Origin of the sequence: Fictibacillus gelatini DSM 15865 (assembly GCF_000430745.1) — a bacterium.
GTDB classification, from domain to species: Bacteria; Bacillota; Bacilli; order Bacillales; family Fictibacillaceae; genus Fictibacillus_A; species Fictibacillus_A gelatini.
Genome location: NZ_AUMP01000021.1, coordinates 16,242 through 32,171, shown reverse-complemented (window position 1 = coordinate 32,171; position 15,930 = coordinate 16,242). Strand labels below are relative to the sequence as shown.

Below are 15,930 nucleotides of genomic sequence, written 5' to 3'. Positions count from 1 at the left end.
TCGTAGTAAATCCATCCACACTATTTACGGGTGGATGGATTCACGTTGTATCACCGGTTTATTCCGTTCTTGGCTTTGTCGGGTCACAATTTGGTTGATCGACCCCCGCCGACTCAGAAAGTTTCATTAAATAATAACACTCTTCCCTTGCCATATGATCCGCCATAAGGGCAGTGAAATTCCCTAATACCTCTGCAGACAGCTCCATTTCCTCAAGCTCTTCTAAAAATTTTTTGAACAACTTCATTTCTAATTGGACATCATTATTCATCCTTTTTAATGCCGGGAATGTATCTAAATTTGTTCGCAAATAACCCGCCATTTCTACCGCTTTTAAATAAAAATGTTCAAAATGCTTTTCAAACATCTCGCTCTTTTCTCTGAGTCGATATTCGACCATATCCATATTTTGATTAACAGCGCCCGCATGGAACGCTGCATCCGACAGCCAGACAAGATGATAATGAAGTTCATGAAAAATTGGAGGTGTTTTTTGTTTCAATAAATAATCGAGGATCATTACATATTCGTCTAGTTCGTTGACCATATGATTAAAGAAGCTTGGCGATAAATGAATGGACGTCGCCCCTTTTAATTTTCGTTCTAAAAGATGAAGTTTATATTCCCTTAATTCCCTTGTATATTTTTCAGCCTTTTGTGTCAGGGAAATGATGTTCGGCCTTCCTCTTGCCTCAATCAGTAAACGGTCAAATGCTTCCTTCAACGATTTCGCCCGGGCAATTTCCGTCTTTTCGTATTCAGACAGCCCTTCTAAAATAAAACGGGAGTGATCCCCGAGGATTTGCAGCCAAAACCGATGTTCAAACAAGGCGCTCTGTTCAAATGATGTTCCCGCCAATTTTGCTCCCTCCCCTTCCTTCTCCTTTCATATGTATCAAAAAAGAAAAAGGATATTCCAAAGATTTTTAATATACTGTACTATACATAGAAGGGGGTATTCGTTATGTCCATCAGGCAAACCGTTTGCGAGCGAAGAATTTATTCAGACCGTCCACATACACATGAACATGACTATTACCAGATCCTTTTCCCGCTAAAAGGAACATTAAATGTGGAGACAAGACAAAAGGATTCACAACTTGATCAACGACATTTATTAATTTTGCCGCCACAATGTGAGCATACATATTATGCAAACGAACGAAATGAATTTCTAGTATTGGATATTCCGATTGGCATGTTTCAAATACATGATGTTAAAAATGAACGCTATCTTGCCCTTAATGATAAATGGAAATCTATTCGTTTTCTTTTATTAAATGAGCTTGAGGAGGCAGATTCCGCAACGAGAATTCAGGATCTTATCCAATATGCAGCACGCCTGGTCACGCCGAAGCCAGAATCTCCTTCCATCCAATACATCCAAAACCATTTTAATGAAGCAATTTCCCTGGAAAAACTAGCTGCGATGGAAAATTATTCACCGTCATACTATATTCAATGGTTTCATAAAAAAATGGGAATGACCCCTGTAAAATACATTCAAAAATTACGGGTAAATCATGCGAAACATTTGCTTCTCAATACAAACTATACGATTCAGCAAATCGCCCATTTGGTAGGGTATGAACATCAATCATCATTAACACGTTTGTTTCAAAAGTTTAAAGGCATTACCCCAAATCGCTATAAATTGGATAAAAATAATCAAAATTTCGGCTAAAATCCTCCTCCCCCATTCATTTAAAATGGATAAAAATAATGTTTTAGGAGGAGAAATCATGGTGAAATCATCAATGAAAGGACCGATTTATTTATCCATTGCGGCGGGGATCTGGGGCGGTATGTATGTGGTAAGCAAATATGCCCTTTATACCGTGCCTCCGATGACACTGCTTTTTTTGCGATACTTTATCGCTTCCATCATTTTAACATTGATTTGTTTTCAGAAGGGTGAATCTTTACGTGTGAAACATTGGAGCTTATTTGTTCAGGTAGGTGCTATTGGCTATTTATTATCGATCGCGGCGCAATTTTTCGGAACAAAATATTCGTCCGCCCATTTGGGAGCATTAATTACTACGCTTTCTCCGCTTTTTTTATCGCTATTTGCGATGATTTTACTAAAAGAGAAGCTTTCCGTTAAGCAAGGGATGGCGATGCTCGCCGCTTTTATCGGTGTCATTATTATCGTCGGGTTTCCAGGGAGCGATGGAAAAAGCATGCTGGCCGGCAAAATCATCCTGCTTATTGCCGCCATTTCCTGGGGATATTATTCCGTCATTTCGAGAAAGGCATCTTCCATTTATTCACCATTGCAAATTTCAACGATCGGCATTTGGATTGCCACTTTATTATCATTCCCCGCTGTATTTATCGAATGGCGCCAGTGGAATGTTCATGACCTCTTTGATTGGCCAATCCTGGTAAGCGTGTGTTACATCGGGGTCATTTCGACGGCTGTTGCTTTTCATTGCTGGAATGTCGGGCTGAAACTGACACCATCCCATCAGGCAGGAATTTATTTTTTCCTTCAGCCTGTAGTAGGAAGCCTTCTTGGCTGGCTCATACTTGATGAACATTTATCCCTTTCCTTCTTCATCGGCAGTTTATTTATCATTTTTGGTGTTTATCAAAGCATTAAAGCAGAAGAACCATTAAATCCAGCCTCCATACAAACCACTCACGAAGCGAAATGATTTTTCGCTTCTTTTGATTTTCATTCGGATGAATTCTGTTGAAAGGTTACATAATAAGCAATACCACACTTCGATAGAATGGTGAACATCATGAACTACAAGAAAAAAACGATGGCATTTGCCTTCATCATTTTTTTGCTGATTTCTCATCAAACCATTGCCAGGGATAAGAAACCCCCTACTTATTTTCCTATAACTGAGCATGGAAAAATGATACCGTGGGAGAAAGTGAAAACATTGCTTCCAATAGGCAAAAAATTTGAAGTTATTGATTTTGAAACGGGATTCCATTTTATGGTTCAAAGACGGGCCGGGGATAAACATGCGGATGTCCAACCATTGACGTACAAAGATACAACGATAATGAAGCACGTATTTAACGGAAAATGGAGCTGGAAGCGCCGGGCGATTTTAATTCCTGCCAAAGGAAAAATGATTGCCGCTTCAATGCATGGGATGCCACACGGTGCCGGAGCTCTTGCCAATGGATTTCCCGGACATTTCTGCATTCATTTTCCCGGGAGCACCACACATCGGACAAAAAATGAAGATCCTTCCCATCAGCTTATGATCATAAAAGCAGCAGGAAAACTGGATGATTATGCCCAAAAGGCGACACCGAAGCAAGTTGTAAACCTGTTTTTAGTAGGTGTCAAACAAGGCGATGAACGCTTTATACTCCCGGCTTTAAAAAATCAAAAGCTAAAAAGAAACTACCTTTCGATCACAAAAGATATTTCAGCGATCCAATATAAAATCCGTACAGATGGCATTCGTCCGTCGTTTGTAGTAAAAACGGAAATTCCCGTTGAAGCATCGATCTACTGGAGTGAAAGAGGAAATGAAAAGACTGACCTTCTTTTTACAGTTGAGCGTCTTTCACTGACAGATCCGTGGAAAATTTCAAACATTGAGTTTGGAGAGTCTAAAAGCAAAAAAGGAGTAGAATTTTAATGAAAAAACGAAATGAAGAAAAAAATGAGCCGAAATATGCACCGGGCATGGATGACCAGGAGGAATTGAACCGGGATGCAACCAAAGAAGAAATCAAAAAAGGAGATTATACGGAAGTTACCACTTTATCTTATGATGAAGTAGGTCCAAGTTAAAGCGGGCATCTTTATATGCCCGCTTCGTTTTCTTGCACATTTTCACCAGGTACAAAATCATTTTTCCGCAAATCCTCATCAGTATCCAATCCCAAATGGTATTCGCCTTGTTTTTCTTCTTTTTCACTTTTTCTTCTCATCGTTCCTCTCCTCTCTTCATTTTGTTTTATTAGTAATTTTTCCAGAAAGCGCCCATTGGAACAAGGAATTTTTTGTAATATAATTTTACCAGAGGCAAAAAAATATTACATGATCATAATTGTAGTGTTTATTAAAAAGTAATGTTAAGATACAACAAGAATGTACGTTGAGGTAGGTGAGATCGATGTTTAAAGAAAAAAAAATAATGGACAATAGCGGCTTCAGGCAAAATCGAAAATCCGCCAGTCTACAAGAAGTTCATCAAAGCATCCCCGTCCCTAAAAGAGGGGGATTCCTTCGAAAATTTTTGGCGTTTCTTGGCCCGGGCTATTTAGTTGCGGTTGGATATATGGATCCGGGGAACTGGGCAACGTCCCTTGAAGGCGGATCAAAATATAGTTATTCATTATTATTTGTTATTTTAATTTCCAATATTATGGCAATTATTTTACAATCCCTGTCCGCAAAGCTCGGAATTGTCACGGGCCGGGATTTAGCGCAGGCCTGTCGCGACCATTTTTCTAAACCGGTCTCTTTTGTTTTATGGATTCTTTGTGAGTCGGCGATTGCTGCCTGTGATCTTGCGGAAGTCATCGGTTCGGCCATTGCCCTTAACCTTTTGTTCCATATTCCGCTCCTATACGGGGTGTGTATTACGGCATTTGATATTTTGCTGGTCATGCTCTTGCAAAACAAAGGGTTCCGTTATATTGAAGCATTCGTAATGGCATTAATCGCCACAATTACCGGATGTTTTATTGTTGAGCTGTTTTTATCACAACCGGCGATTTCCGAAGTCGTGAAAGGATTTATTCCAAGTTCGCAAATCGTTTCTAATCCAAGCATGCTTTATATTTCCCTTGGAATTTTAGGGGCAACGGTTATGCCGCACAATTTATACTTGCATTCTTCGATTGTGCAAACCCGCAAATACGAGAATTCAACGAATGGGATACGTGAAGCGATTAAATTTGCAACTCTGGATTCGACAATTGCTCTTATGCTCGCCTTATTTGTTAATGCCGGGATTCTTATTTTGGCGGCTTCCGCCTTTTATCAAACGGGCCATAAAGGCGTTGCTGAAATACAGGACGCGTATAAACTGTTAACTCCGCTCTTAGGCAGCGGCATTGCGAGCATCTTATTCGGGGTAGCCCTATTAGCATCAGGACAAAACTCTACCCTAACCGGAACACTCGCAGGACAAATTGTTATGGAAGGATTTTTAAACATTAAGCTGAAGCCATGGCTACGCAGGTTGGTTACGCGTCTAATTGCCATCATACCGGCGGTCATCGTCACCTTTTTATATGGCGAAAAAGGAACAAATGAATTGCTTATATTAAGCCAGGTCATTTTATCCGTCCAACTTTCTTTTGCCGTTATTCCGCTCGTTATGTTTACAGGCGATAAAAAGAAAATGGGTGAATTTGTTAACCGTCCATGGTTAAAAATCCTCGCCTGGTTTATCGCCATTCTAATTGCTGTTTTAAATATGTATTTACTATGGACGACACTTTTTTAAAGAGATGGTCTAAACCTCTCTTTAGTTGTTAAGAATACACTACATTTGAAATTTTATTCCTGCTTCCTGATGCCACAAAAAGGCATGCTTTTTTCTATTGCACTTTGGTCAAAATATAAACATCCTTTTTTATTAAGGAGTTGAAACTTATGGCTAGAGGCAAACATTATCATCATAAGCGGAAAGGCCATGAACAACAACCGCCGAAGCACGCGGCAGAAACTGAACTTCCAGCTGAACCAAGAGCGGAACGGATGAAGCCGAACAAATAAGTTAAGCACCGGGGATCAATTCGCTCCCCGGTGCTTTTTTAAGATTGCTATGTATGGTAAAGTTGATGTATTCCAAGATTAAAGGAGTGCCTATTATGTATGGCATTGATGCCCATCTTCATTTGGATCAATATGACAAAGCCGCTCAAGAACAAATAATAAGCGAACTCAGCGAACATAAAATAAAGGGCGTCGTAGCCGTATCGATGAACCTTGGCTCATGCATGAATACATATCAATTGGCTGAGGCCAATCCCGGAAAGATTTATCCCGCTTTTGGCTTTCACCCGGAGCAACCTCTTCCCTCCGAAAAAGATATCGACCTTTTATTTCAATGGATTTTCAAGCATCAAGAGATAATGGTTGCGATTGGAGAGGTTGGGCTCCCTTATTATGAGCGAACAAAAGCCGAAGAAGAAAATCGTCAATTTGAGCTTGCACCTTACATTCATTTGTTAGAGAAATTCATCCTTCTTGCAAAAGAGATAAATAAGCCGATTGTCCTTCACTCTGTATATGAAGATGCGGTGACCACATGTGAATTGCTTGAAAAACACAGGATCAAAAAAGCGCATTTTCATTGGTATAAAGGATCGGCTTCAACGACAAAGCGATTAATGAACAACGGCTACTTTATCTCAATTACTCCTGATGTTTTTTATGAAAAAGACATTCAGGAACTAGTGAAAAAATATCCGTTAGAACAAATGATGGTTGAAACCGATGGTCCATGGCCTTTTGAGGGACCGTTCGCACATAAGATGACCCATCCGAAAATAATCCATGAAGTCATTCCTAAGATTGCCGAAATTAAGAATTTACCGTTAAAAACTTCGTATGAACGGATTATGGAAAATACGATTCAGTTTTATGACTTAAAATAATGTAACCTATAAGATGTTGAAAGATGCAAAATTAAAAAGCTGATGATCTTATCACAACGAAGAAACATCAGCTTTAATTACTTTTTTTCATTTCAATAAACTTCTTTTCTAAAAATCAACTTACATTCGTCAACGACAAGACTGCTCCTTTCCTTCATCTTCAAATTAACCAACACGTCTTTTGTCAACAGGGCGGAACCCCCAATTGCTGCAATAAATGTAAAAACAGTTAGTTGTGCTATAATAAACATCGGATAAAACATCTCCCATTCGTTTTTGTTACTTTCATTTTACTTACTGGCCTGTTTTTCACCTATCGATTTTTCTTTCAGCCGACTTACATTTTTGTAAGACTTTTAAAGGAGAAGTTATTTATGAATAAAATTTTAATCGTAGAAGATGATCCAAAAATCGCTGAATTGCTCAGGTCCCATATTGAAAAATACGGATATGAGGCATATAGCGCAAAAGACTTTGACCATGTACTTGAATACTTTCATGAAGTTCAGCCCAATTTAGTGTTGTTGGATGTGAATTTGCCAAGCTTTGACGGTTACTATTGGTGCCGCCAAATTCGCTCTATCTCGACGTGCCCCATTATTTTCATTTCTGCCCGAGCAGGGGAAATGGATCAAGTAATGGCTCTTGAAAACGGTGCAGACGATTATATTACAAAGCCGTTTCATTTTGAAATTGTCATGGCGAAAATCCGTAGCCAACTCCGAAGAGCATATGGGGAATATGCTCCGAAAATGGAAGAGAGAATTGTTGAGCAGTCGGGGCTTACCCTATTCCCCGAGCGGATGGAACTTAAACTCGGTGAAATCGTAACATCATTAACAAAAAAAGAAGCCGTCCTTTTAGAAACGCTTTTAAAACGATTTCCTCGAGTGGTTAGCCGTGAAACGCTTTTAGAAAAGCTCTGGGACGATCAATCGTATGTTGATGATAATACGTTAAATGTCAATATTACGCGTGTGCGGAAAAAGCTTTCAGAATTAGGGATTACGGATGCGATTGAAACGGTTCGGGGTGCCGGTTACCGTTTCCATGTCACGTGGTGAAAGGTGAATCACCATGAAACTATTTTTTAAAGAACATGTCCCACTTATTTTAGTTACGATTGTTCAATTGTTTGTCGTACTCCTTATTTATTGGCTTGATGGCTATCATCATTTATTAACCGCATTGTATTCGGTATTTCTTGGCATTTGTTTATTGGCCGGTTACTTATTGTACCGTTATTTCACCCATCGAGCGTTTTATAAACGATTATCCGATCCTCCGCATTCGTTCGATGAAATTGCGCAAAAAACCGGCTTTTCACCGTTAGCGGCCGCACTTGATGAATTGCTTCAGACACAGTACCGGCATTATCAAAACCAACTAAGAACGTGGGAAAGGAAAAAGAGTGAACACCTCACCTTTATGAATCAATGGGTTCATCAAATGAAAACCCCTCTTTCCGTCATCGAACTGTTAATTCAAGATGACGATGATCCTCGTTTTGAAAGTATTGCTGAAGAAACAGACCGCATACGAAAAGGGTTAGAGATGGTTCTATATGTTGCACGGCTTGGCGTGTTTGAACATGATTTCCGGGTGGAACAAGTCCGGCTTCATGAAATAGTAGATAAAGCTATTCATGAAAACAAAAAACTGTTTATACGAAATCATGTGTTTCCCGAAGTAACCATTGATCCTTTGTTAACTGTAGAATCCGATGCGAAATGGCTTCGATTTATCCTTAACCAATTGCTGTCGAATGCCATTAAATATTCAGCGGGAAGCCATGAGAAAGTAACTGTTTCTGCTTATGCCAAAGAGCGATCCGTAATATTGGAAGTCATAGACCGGGGAATTGGTATTCCGAAAGCCGATTTATCCCGCGTTTTTCGTCCGTTTTATACCGGGGAAAACGGACGAAAATTTAAGGAGTCAACCGGTATGGGTCTATACCTTGTTCATGAAGTATGTGAAAAATTAAACCACCATATCGATTTAGATTCCGAAGCGGGCAAAGGAACAACCGCCCGTCTTACCTTTCCATTTGCCCATCATTAAATTTCCAGTTAAAGGAGCCTATGCCACAATCGAGGCTCCTTTTCCCTTACAAAATTGTAAGGGAGATCTCGTTCATTTGTCACCTTTTTGATCATTTATTTGCTTTATAATGTTTAAAAAGAATGAAGTTTGGGAGAGAAAAATGAAACGAAAACGGAAGAAGAGAGTTAAAACCATTTTTGTCATGGTTTTGTTTATATTTGCTTTTTTTATCGTATTGAAAGCCATCCGGTCTCCACTAGAAGTCGCCAATCGCTTAAACGAACAAGACTCGTATGATAATGTAAAAAAATACGAACCATTTTTGCGTAAAGAGTTGGCCAAATATCAATTGCAAAACTATACACCTACCCTTCTCGCAGTAATGCAACAAGAAAGCAAAGGAAAAGGCGGTGACCCGATGCAAGCTTCCGAGTCTGCCGGCCTAAAACCGAACGCCATCCAAAATCCTGAAGAAAGCATTCGCCGTGGTGTGAAACATTTTCAAAGAGCACTAACGTATGGCAAAAAGGAAAAGGTGGACTTTGCGACAGTAATACAGGCATACAATATGGGAATCGGATATATTGACTTTGTAAAGAAACACGGCGGCAAGCATAATGAACAGCTGGCAAAGCAATTTTCATTGATTCAAGTTCATAAAAAACCGGATCAATATAATTGCGGCGGCGATAAACATAATTTTCGCTATCCTTACTGTTACGGAGATTTTACGTATAGTACGAAAGTCATGGAAAACATCAAATCAATCACCGCATCTCTTCCTGCAAGTAAAAACCAAACCGACGGCTCTTTTTAAGTCCGCCGGTTTGTTTCTTATCTTACAAGAATGTAAGAAAAATGAAAGCTATTTCGATTGGGAAAACTAATCATCTCCTCTAAACTAAAGGTAAGATTGATCTACATGAAGGAGGTATCCGAATGGATATTCTTAAAGTTCGCGGACTTAGCAAAGTGTACGGTGGCAAAGTGTCCTATAAAGCGCTTTCTGATATCGATTTAACGATCGAAAATGGGGATTTTGTCGGCGTCATGGGCCCATCAGGAAGCGGGAAAACAACACTGCTCAATATGGTGTCAACAATCGATTCTCCCACCACAGGGGAAATACGAATCGGGGGAAAAAATCCTCATGAATTAAAGAAAAATGAATTGGCATTGTTCAGGCGGCGGGAATTAGGCTTTGTCTTCCAATCTTTTAACTTACTCGATACGTTAACGGTGGAAGAAAATATCGTTCTTCCATTAACTCTAGACGGCGTAAGTGTAAAGGAAATGGATGAAAAGGTAATTCAAATAGCGAAAAAGCTCGGAATTACAGACATCCTCAATAAACGGACGTATGAAATATCCGGCGGCCAGGCACAACGGACCGCAATCGCCCGGGCAATCATCCATTCTCCGAAATTGCTTCTTGCCGATGAGCCAACGGGGAATCTTGACTCTAAAGCGTCCAGGGATGTCATGGAACTATTAGAAACGATTAATAAAAATGACGGAACGACAATGATGATGGTAACACATGATCCGCTTGCCGCCAGTTTTTGTAACCGTGTCATTTTTATTAAAGACGGGCAATTATATAATGAAATCGATCGCGGAGACAACCGCCAGGCCTTTTTCCAAAAAATTATCGATGTTCTTTCATTACTTGGTGGAGGCGCTTATGACCTTTCGTCAGTTCGCATGTAATAATGTAACGAGAAAAACGCGGACATATGCTGCTTATTTTTTGAGCAGCGCTTTTTCCGTTATGATTTTCTTCGTCTATGCGATGTTTATCTTTCATCCAAATATTGAAAAAGGAATGATTTCGAAATATGCTGCAGGCGGAATGAAAGCAGCGGAATACATTATTTTTGTCTTTTCTTTTTTCTTTATTTTGTATTCCGTGAGTGCTTTTCTCCAATCACGGAAAAGGGAATTTGGCATTTTAATGATGCACGGGATGACAAAAAGACAACTTAATCGCTTAATCTTTTTGGAAAACATGTTGATCGGTACTGCTGCCATCATCGTTGGAATCGGTATTGGGCTTATATTTGCGAAAGCGTTTCTCCTAATTGGTGCAAGCATTCTTGATGTAAATGAAATGCCCTTTTACTTATCATGGAAAGCCGTGCTCTTGACTTTCGCAAGCTTTATCGCACTCTTTCTAATTATTTCCACCTTAACATCCGTTTTTATTCGAACAAACAAAATCATCGATCTTTTAAACGGCAGCCAAAAGCCGAAGCCTGAACCGAAAGCATCTATTACCCTTTCTATAGTTGCAGTTGTATTATTGATTTCCGGTTATGCCCTTTCATGTACGACAACAGAACAAAACTTAAATCAACGCATAATGATCGTTCCCATTATTGTCATCATCGGCACATACTTTTTATTTGACCAACTGTCCGTTTATACCATTCGAGTGTTGAAGAAAAATTTGCGATTCTATCGAAAACAAACAAATATTATTGTGCTATCCGATTTAGCCTATCGAATGAAGGATAACGCAAGAATGTTTTTTCTCGTCACCATCGTATCGACAGTTGCGTTTTGTGGAGTTGGTGCCTTTGCGGCAATGGGCACATTAACGAAAATGTATGAAATCAATTATCCTTTTGCCATTACTTATGTTTCCGATCCCGGAAATCCAAAAGAGAAGCGGCACCTGTCGATCATTGAACATGACTTACATCATCATCATCTTCACTATACGAAAGCTGAATTAACCGTGAAATCGCAAACGAGTGCCACAACTAAAAATACGGTAACGCTTATAAAAGTATCCGATTTTAACCGTTTTGCCAGACTTTTAAATGTACCCGGGCTTTCGTTAAAACATCACGAAGCACACGTCATTCCGAGCGACTTTGAGCAAAGGAACGATTTGACAAATGAACCGATAGACGTAACCTTGAAAGAAAGCCATAGAACCGTTCATGTAAATGGTTCGGTAAAAAAGCCGATCTTTTCGCCCTATTCTCTCGGATCAAATTTGCTTGTGGTTTCAGATAAAGTTTTTTCTGAAGTGAAAAAACCTTCCAACCAAACCCCTTTCTATCCGAAGTTTGGGGCAAAATATATCGGATATAAGGTAGCGGACTGGAAAGAGACCAACCAAATCGGAACCAAAATTACGGACGAAAGAGATGCCATAATTGATAAAGGCGGTGACACAGCCTTTTATTTTTCTTCAGCCGGAAGCGATTATTTGATGACAAAGCAATTATATAATGTGTCGTTATTTATCGGTTTGCTTATTGGAGCCGTTTTTTATATTGCGGCTGGAAGCTTCTTATATTTTCGTCTCTATACCGATTTAGAAAATGACAAACGGAAATACAGGGCAATCGCCAAGATCGGGATGACGGAAAAAGAATTGAGCAAAATTGCTACAACAGAACTTGCCCTTATGTTCTTTATTCCGATCATGGCAGCCATTATTCACAGCTGCTTTGCATTTGTCGCCTTGCAAAGCTTGTTCCACTTATCGATCGTACGCGAGACAATGGCCGTTTTAGTTGGCTTTATCATTGCGCAAGTTCTCTACTTTTCCTTTATCCGATCCCGTTATTTACGGCATCTAAAAGAAGTCTTATAAAACCGGAAGCGAAAATTACGCTTCCGGTTTGTATTTTCGCTATACATTCTCATAATATCCGGTCATTTCAGCAAATGCATGTTTATCATTTACTACAACGAAATTAGCCCTTTTTTAATTCTTACAAAAGTGTAAGGCGGATGAAAGGAAATTCGATGGGAGGATTGCGCTTCCCATCTTATACTGAAAACAAAGATGAAGGTAAATGGGGTGGGACTATGAAACAAATCAATAAAATCATGTTTGTTTATATGACGATCTTAATTGCGATTATGATGACATTCAGTTATATGTATATCTCGAGATAAAAACTTGGCAAAAGCGACGGAGGGGATGTCAGTGAGCCACTGCGCACATTCAATTAAAAATCAAAAAGTACTTACCGCTCAAAAACCAAAGAGAACAATGAAGGCTGTTAAAACATGTGCGATCATTATAACATTAGCCATATTGCTGCTTAACCTTTTATGGTATACGATATTCGGAGCGGGAAATATTCTCATATATAATGAAAAATTGCCTGTATTTAGTGCTTCGAATACGATCAAAACGTCCGGTATAATTTTTCAAAACCGACCTTTTGTCACAACAGACCATATGCCTGATTATGTATGGAAATCTTTTATTGCCATTGAAGATCACCGTTTCAATCATCATTTTGGGGTAGATCCAATATCGATGGCCAGGGCTTCTGTCGCAGATGTGAAAGCCGGTCATTTTGTCCAGGGTGGAAGTACAATCACAATGCAGCTGGCCCGCAATTTATTTTTAACACATGATAAAACGATGAGCCGGAAGATGAAAGAAATGGTCATTGCCATGAACTTAGAACACCGCTATACGAAAAAACAAATTCTTAGCATGTATTTAAATACGATCTATTTCGGCCACGGACAGTACGGGATCGAAAATGCCGCAAATTACTACTTTGGAAAAACAGTGAAAGCCAATGACCCGAATAAAGAAACGATCAATATGAGTGAAGCGGCTATCCTAGCTGCATTGCCAAAGGCACCGGAATATTATTCCCCCTACCGCCATCTTGCCGAAGCAAAAGAACGCCAAAAGCTCATATTGCACAAAATGCTGGATTACGGCATTATTCGAAAGTCCGAAATGCAATCGGCACTAAGAGAACCTATCGTTTTGAATCCGTCGCCAATACAACCACAATGAATCTAAACCATTAAAACAAAAGGAGGGGAAAATTGTGACCTTTCGCCAATTGGCCTTTAAAAATGTTTCACGCAATAAACGTACTTATGCCGCTTATTTCTTAAGCAGTGCCTTTTCCGTCATGGTTTTCTTTGTATATGCCGTCTTCGCATTTCATCCGTCATTTTCTAAAGAACATCTTGGCAGTTATGTTTCTTTAGGCATGCACTTTGCTGAATCCATTATTTACGTCTTCTCCTTTTTCTTTGTTTTATATTCGATGAGTGCGTTTTTAAAATCGCGCAAAAAGGAATTTGGCATTTTCGTCATGCACGGCATTACTACTTTTCAATTAAAGCTGCTCGTTTTTTTTGAAAATATGATCATCGGCTTTGTCTCGACGATATCCGGGATGTTAGGCGGGCTCATCTTTGCAAAAGCGTTGTTGCTCATTGGAGAAAATGCACTCGGGATACCGAAAGAACTGCCTTTTTATTTTCCCTGGAAGGCCATTGTTTTAACTTTTTTTGCCTTTTTTTCACTTTACTTATTTATTTCGCTGTTCACCGCTGCTATTTTACGCAGCAACCAATTAATCGATTTACTAACTGGAAGTGCCAAACCGAAATCCGAACCGAAAGCTTCTATTTTCTTATCCATACTCGCCGCGGTTCTTTTAATCACGGGATACGTTGTCGCATTGTCGGTAAAAGAAGTCGGGGTTGTTTTGGCCATGATCCCAGTTACAATTATTGTGACGATTGGAACCTACTTTTTCTTTACTCAACTTAGCGTAGCGTTCATCACGATGTTAAAACGAAATAAAAAACGCTATCGCTACAAAACGAATCTCATTGCCTTTTCCAATTTGGCCTATCGGATGAAAGATAATGCACGGATTTTTTTCATTGTAGCCATCGTGTCGACCGTCGCATTTGCTTCTATTGGCACATTGGTCGGCTTTCGCTCAATGATTGGCGATATGATGACAAACGGGAAGCCATATGCCTTCACCTACTCTTCTAAACAGGGGAATAAAATGGAAAAAAAGCATATTGCTCTTATCGAAAATACGTTAAAAAATGAAAAAATAAACTACGTAAAAACGAAAGTCACCGTAAAAAAAGAGACGAGCGCCAGAACAGGAAATGAGGTTACGCTCGCGAAATTATCCGATTATAATGCATTTGCCAAAAGCGAAAAGCAAAAAACCCTTTCTCTTAAAGGCAACGAAACGATCTTTGTTCCGGATGAAAAAGAAGCGGGGGGGAATCAACCCATTCGTAAAAATATTCTATTGAAAGAAAGTAACATTACACTACATCCAATTGGAATAACAAATAAATCGGATTTTCCAATTAGCAATGTCAGCTTTAATTTGTTAATCGTTCCTGACTCTCTTTATCAAAAAATTTCACGGTCAGGAGAAAGAGATTATATCTTTTTTGATGTGAAGCGATGGAAAGAAACGAGAAAGGCAGGCGACTATTTGCTTAAAAAAATTCCTCCTTCGCCTAATGGAGCTTATGTTTTTTCATCTTTAGCTTCTGAAGTCGGCAAAGCAAGAGATGGAATGAGCATGATTTTATTCGTAGGATTGTTTATTGGGGCCGTATTTTTCGTGTCCGCAGGAAGCTTTCTCTATTTTCGCCTATATACCGATTTAAGCGAAGACATCAAGCAATACCGGGCGATCACAAAGCTAGGGTTAACGCCGCGTGAGCTTTCTAAAGTAATGACATTTCAGCTGGCTTTACTATTTTTTGTCCCGATTATTGTCGCCACGATCCACGGTGCCGTAGCACTTACTGCATTGCAGCATTTGTTCGATTACTCGCTTGTGAAAGAGTCACTTTTTGTTCTCGGCAGCTTCTTTTTCATTCAAGTCATTTATTTCTTATTTATGAGAGCCCGATATATTAATCATATCAAAAGAGCACTTTAAAAAAGTACCTACCGGATGGTAGGCACTTTTTATGTTTTAGCGTGCATTCGGGAATAATCGCTGCACCATTTTTGAAAATTCATTAACGAAACCAGAGATCGGCCGTCCTTCTCGAATATCTTTTGCATATCGTTTCATATGGTTAACAAAATCGGGGTTTGTTGAAACATAAACATTATTTATGGTAGGATCAGCTTTTTTCACTTCATCTGCCATTTTCTTTTCAAGATCTTTTGTTAACTTCTTGCCGCCTTCCAATACAGCTGCAACATAGGCATTATTATCCGTGACAATGACATTGGCGGTGTGTACTTCCGGTAAATTAGCCACATTTTCGGCCGCATCATCTGCAACTTGCATATTCGTTTTGTTTTTAACGTAAGCGCGCTGTTTATGAGGCTGGTCGTCATTGTACGTGACATTTTGCCGATCACTCTGGTTTCGCAATTCTTGTCTTGACGCATCTTGTCCACTACGACAAGCTGAAAGCAGTGCAAACATAAAAAGAAGCATCACAAAAGCTATTCGTTTATAGCGAACAAACATTGTTGTCACTCCTTATCAATGGATTATATATAACGTC

Annotated in this window: 18 protein-coding genes; 14 read left to right on the top strand and 4 right to left on the bottom strand. The window is 39.4% G+C overall.

The annotated features are described in order from the left end of the window. Positions 1-58 precede the first annotated feature (58 nt). The gene (locus H538_RS0111925; protein ID WP_026677795.1) at positions 59-859 is read right to left on the bottom strand and encodes a DUF2935 domain-containing protein; all 801 of its coding nucleotides are present in this window, start codon (positions 857-859) and stop codon (positions 59-61) included. A 105-nt stretch (positions 860-964) separates the two neighbouring features. Here H538_RS0111925 and H538_RS0111920 point away from each other — a divergent pair, with 105 nt between their 5' ends. The 4 genes from H538_RS0111920 to H538_RS26465 all read left to right on the top strand — a co-directional run bounded on the left by H538_RS0111920 (position 965) and on the right by H538_RS26465 (position 3,769). Then, positions 965-1,684: a helix-turn-helix domain-containing protein gene (locus H538_RS0111920; RefSeq protein WP_026677794.1), complete on the top strand. Its 720-nt coding sequence runs from the start codon at positions 965-967 to the stop codon at positions 1,682-1,684. A 58-nt stretch (positions 1,685-1,742) separates the two neighbouring features. Next, a complete protein-coding gene (locus tag H538_RS23730; RefSeq protein ID WP_211235568.1) occupies positions 1,743-2,660 on the top strand; it encodes a DMT family transporter in 918 nt (305 codons plus the stop codon). A gap of 90 nt (positions 2,661-2,750) precedes the next feature. Next, a complete protein-coding gene (locus H538_RS23725) occupies positions 2,751-3,614 on the top strand; it encodes a hypothetical protein (RefSeq protein ID WP_051291454.1) in 864 nt (287 codons plus the stop codon). Next, entirely contained in the window at positions 3,614-3,769 is a 156-nt protein-coding gene (locus H538_RS26465) for a hypothetical protein (RefSeq protein WP_169729206.1), read from the top strand. The genes H538_RS23725 and H538_RS26465 overlap by 1 nt, the downstream gene beginning before the upstream one ends. Positions 3,770-3,780: 11 nt before the next feature. On the opposite strand, the gene H538_RS26955 is transcribed toward H538_RS26465, so the two are convergent. After that, entirely contained in the window at positions 3,781-3,909 is a 129-nt protein-coding gene (locus H538_RS26955; protein WP_281172188.1) for a hypothetical protein, read from the bottom strand. 185 nt (positions 3,910-4,094) lie between these two features. On the opposite strand from H538_RS26955, the gene H538_RS0111895 reads away from it, so the two are divergent. The 3 genes from H538_RS0111895 to H538_RS0111885 all read left to right on the top strand — a co-directional run bounded on the left by H538_RS0111895 (position 4,095) and on the right by H538_RS0111885 (position 6,591). After that, positions 4,095-5,435, top strand: a complete 1,341-nt coding sequence (locus tag H538_RS0111895; protein WP_026677793.1) for an Nramp family divalent metal transporter — start codon at positions 4,095-4,097, stop codon at positions 5,433-5,435. A 149-nt stretch (positions 5,436-5,584) separates the two neighbouring features. Further along, positions 5,585-5,707 carry a hypothetical protein gene (locus tag H538_RS26950; protein WP_281172187.1) on the top strand — a complete coding sequence of 41 codons (123 nt, stop codon included), beginning with the start codon at positions 5,585-5,587 and terminating at the stop codon, positions 5,705-5,707. A 95-nt stretch (positions 5,708-5,802) separates the two neighbouring features. Continuing rightward, positions 5,803-6,591, top strand: a complete 789-nt coding sequence (locus H538_RS0111885; protein WP_035350692.1) for a TatD family hydrolase — start codon at positions 5,803-5,805, stop codon at positions 6,589-6,591. A gap of 92 nt (positions 6,592-6,683) precedes the next feature. Here the strand turns inward: H538_RS0111885 and H538_RS26110 are convergent, their stop codons facing one another. Further along, on the bottom strand, positions 6,684-6,842 hold the full coding sequence (locus tag H538_RS26110) for a hypothetical protein (RefSeq protein WP_154657967.1): 159 nt from the start codon (positions 6,840-6,842) through the stop codon (positions 6,684-6,686). 123 nt (positions 6,843-6,965) lie between these two features. Between H538_RS26110 and H538_RS0111875 the strand changes: the two genes are divergently transcribed. From H538_RS0111875 to H538_RS0111840, 7 genes are all read left to right on the top strand, one after another. Continuing rightward, the gene (locus H538_RS0111875) at positions 6,966-7,655 is read left to right on the top strand and encodes a response regulator transcription factor (protein ID WP_026677791.1); all 690 of its coding nucleotides are present in this window, start codon (positions 6,966-6,968) and stop codon (positions 7,653-7,655) included. Positions 7,656-7,668: 13 nt separating this feature from the next. After that, positions 7,669-8,655, top strand: coding sequence for a sensor histidine kinase (locus H538_RS0111870; RefSeq protein ID WP_026677790.1), 987 nt, complete (start codon positions 7,669-7,671; stop codon positions 8,653-8,655). Positions 8,656-8,797: 142 nt separating this feature from the next. Beyond that, the gene (locus tag H538_RS0111865) at positions 8,798-9,454 is read left to right on the top strand and encodes a lysozyme family protein (RefSeq protein WP_026677789.1); all 657 of its coding nucleotides are present in this window, start codon (positions 8,798-8,800) and stop codon (positions 9,452-9,454) included. Between the two features lie 122 nt (positions 9,455-9,576). Beyond that, positions 9,577-10,347 (top strand): ABC transporter ATP-binding protein, encoded by a 771-nt coding sequence (locus H538_RS0111860; protein ID WP_026677788.1) that lies wholly within the window; start codon positions 9,577-9,579, stop codon positions 10,345-10,347. Further along, complete coding sequence (locus tag H538_RS0111855; protein WP_026677787.1) at positions 10,322-12,247, top strand: ABC transporter permease; 1,926 nt, start codon at positions 10,322-10,324, stop codon at positions 12,245-12,247. The genes H538_RS0111860 and H538_RS0111855 overlap by 26 nt, the downstream gene beginning before the upstream one ends. A 339-nt stretch (positions 12,248-12,586) precedes the next feature. After that, positions 12,587-13,423 (top strand): transglycosylase domain-containing protein, encoded by an 837-nt coding sequence (locus H538_RS23720; RefSeq protein WP_051291453.1) that lies wholly within the window; start codon positions 12,587-12,589, stop codon positions 13,421-13,423. A 34-nt stretch (positions 13,424-13,457) separates the two neighbouring features. After that, a complete protein-coding gene (locus H538_RS0111840; protein WP_026677786.1) occupies positions 13,458-15,347 on the top strand; it encodes an FtsX-like permease family protein in 1,890 nt (629 codons plus the stop codon). A 36-nt stretch (positions 15,348-15,383) separates the two neighbouring features. Here H538_RS0111840 and H538_RS23715 read toward each other — a convergent pair whose 3' ends face one another. After that, positions 15,384-15,893: a YhcN/YlaJ family sporulation lipoprotein gene (locus H538_RS23715; RefSeq protein WP_051291452.1), complete on the bottom strand. Its 510-nt coding sequence runs from the start codon at positions 15,891-15,893 to the stop codon at positions 15,384-15,386. Positions 15,894-15,930 lie beyond the last annotated feature (37 nt).

Excerpts from the sequence above, each read along its gene's own strand:
- H538_RS0111920 (WP_026677794.1), top strand. The coding sequence starts at position 965 with ATGTCCATCAGGCAAACCGTTTGCGAGCGAAGAATTTATTCAGACCGT.
- H538_RS23730 (WP_211235568.1), top strand. The coding sequence starts at position 1,743 with ATGGTGAAATCATCAATGAAAGGACCGATTTATTTATCCATTGCGGCG.
- H538_RS23725 (WP_051291454.1), top strand. The coding sequence starts at position 2,751 with ATGAACTACAAGAAAAAAACGATGGCATTTGCCTTCATCATTTTTTTG.
- H538_RS26465 (WP_169729206.1), top strand. The coding sequence starts at position 3,614 with ATGAAAAAACGAAATGAAGAAAAAAATGAGCCGAAATATGCACCGGGC.
- H538_RS26955 (WP_281172188.1), bottom strand. The coding sequence starts at position 3,909 with ATGAGAAGAAAAAGTGAAAAAGAAGAAAAACAAGGCGAATACCATTTG.
- H538_RS0111895 (WP_026677793.1), top strand. The coding sequence starts at position 4,095 with ATGTTTAAAGAAAAAAAAATAATGGACAATAGCGGCTTCAGGCAAAAT.
- H538_RS26950 (WP_281172187.1), top strand. The coding sequence starts at position 5,585 with ATGGCTAGAGGCAAACATTATCATCATAAGCGGAAAGGCCATGAACAA.
- H538_RS0111885 (WP_035350692.1), top strand. The coding sequence starts at position 5,803 with ATGTATGGCATTGATGCCCATCTTCATTTGGATCAATATGACAAAGCC.
- H538_RS26110 (WP_154657967.1), bottom strand. The coding sequence starts at position 6,842 with ATGTTTATTATAGCACAACTAACTGTTTTTACATTTATTGCAGCAATT.
- H538_RS0111875 (WP_026677791.1), top strand. The coding sequence starts at position 6,966 with ATGAATAAAATTTTAATCGTAGAAGATGATCCAAAAATCGCTGAATTG.
- H538_RS0111870 (WP_026677790.1), top strand. The coding sequence starts at position 7,669 with ATGAAACTATTTTTTAAAGAACATGTCCCACTTATTTTAGTTACGATT.
- H538_RS0111865 (WP_026677789.1), top strand. The coding sequence starts at position 8,798 with ATGAAACGAAAACGGAAGAAGAGAGTTAAAACCATTTTTGTCATGGTT.
- H538_RS0111860 (WP_026677788.1), top strand. The coding sequence starts at position 9,577 with ATGGATATTCTTAAAGTTCGCGGACTTAGCAAAGTGTACGGTGGCAAA.
- H538_RS0111855 (WP_026677787.1), top strand. The coding sequence starts at position 10,322 with ATGACCTTTCGTCAGTTCGCATGTAATAATGTAACGAGAAAAACGCGG.
- H538_RS23715 (WP_051291452.1), bottom strand. The coding sequence starts at position 15,893 with ATGTTTGTTCGCTATAAACGAATAGCTTTTGTGATGCTTCTTTTTATG.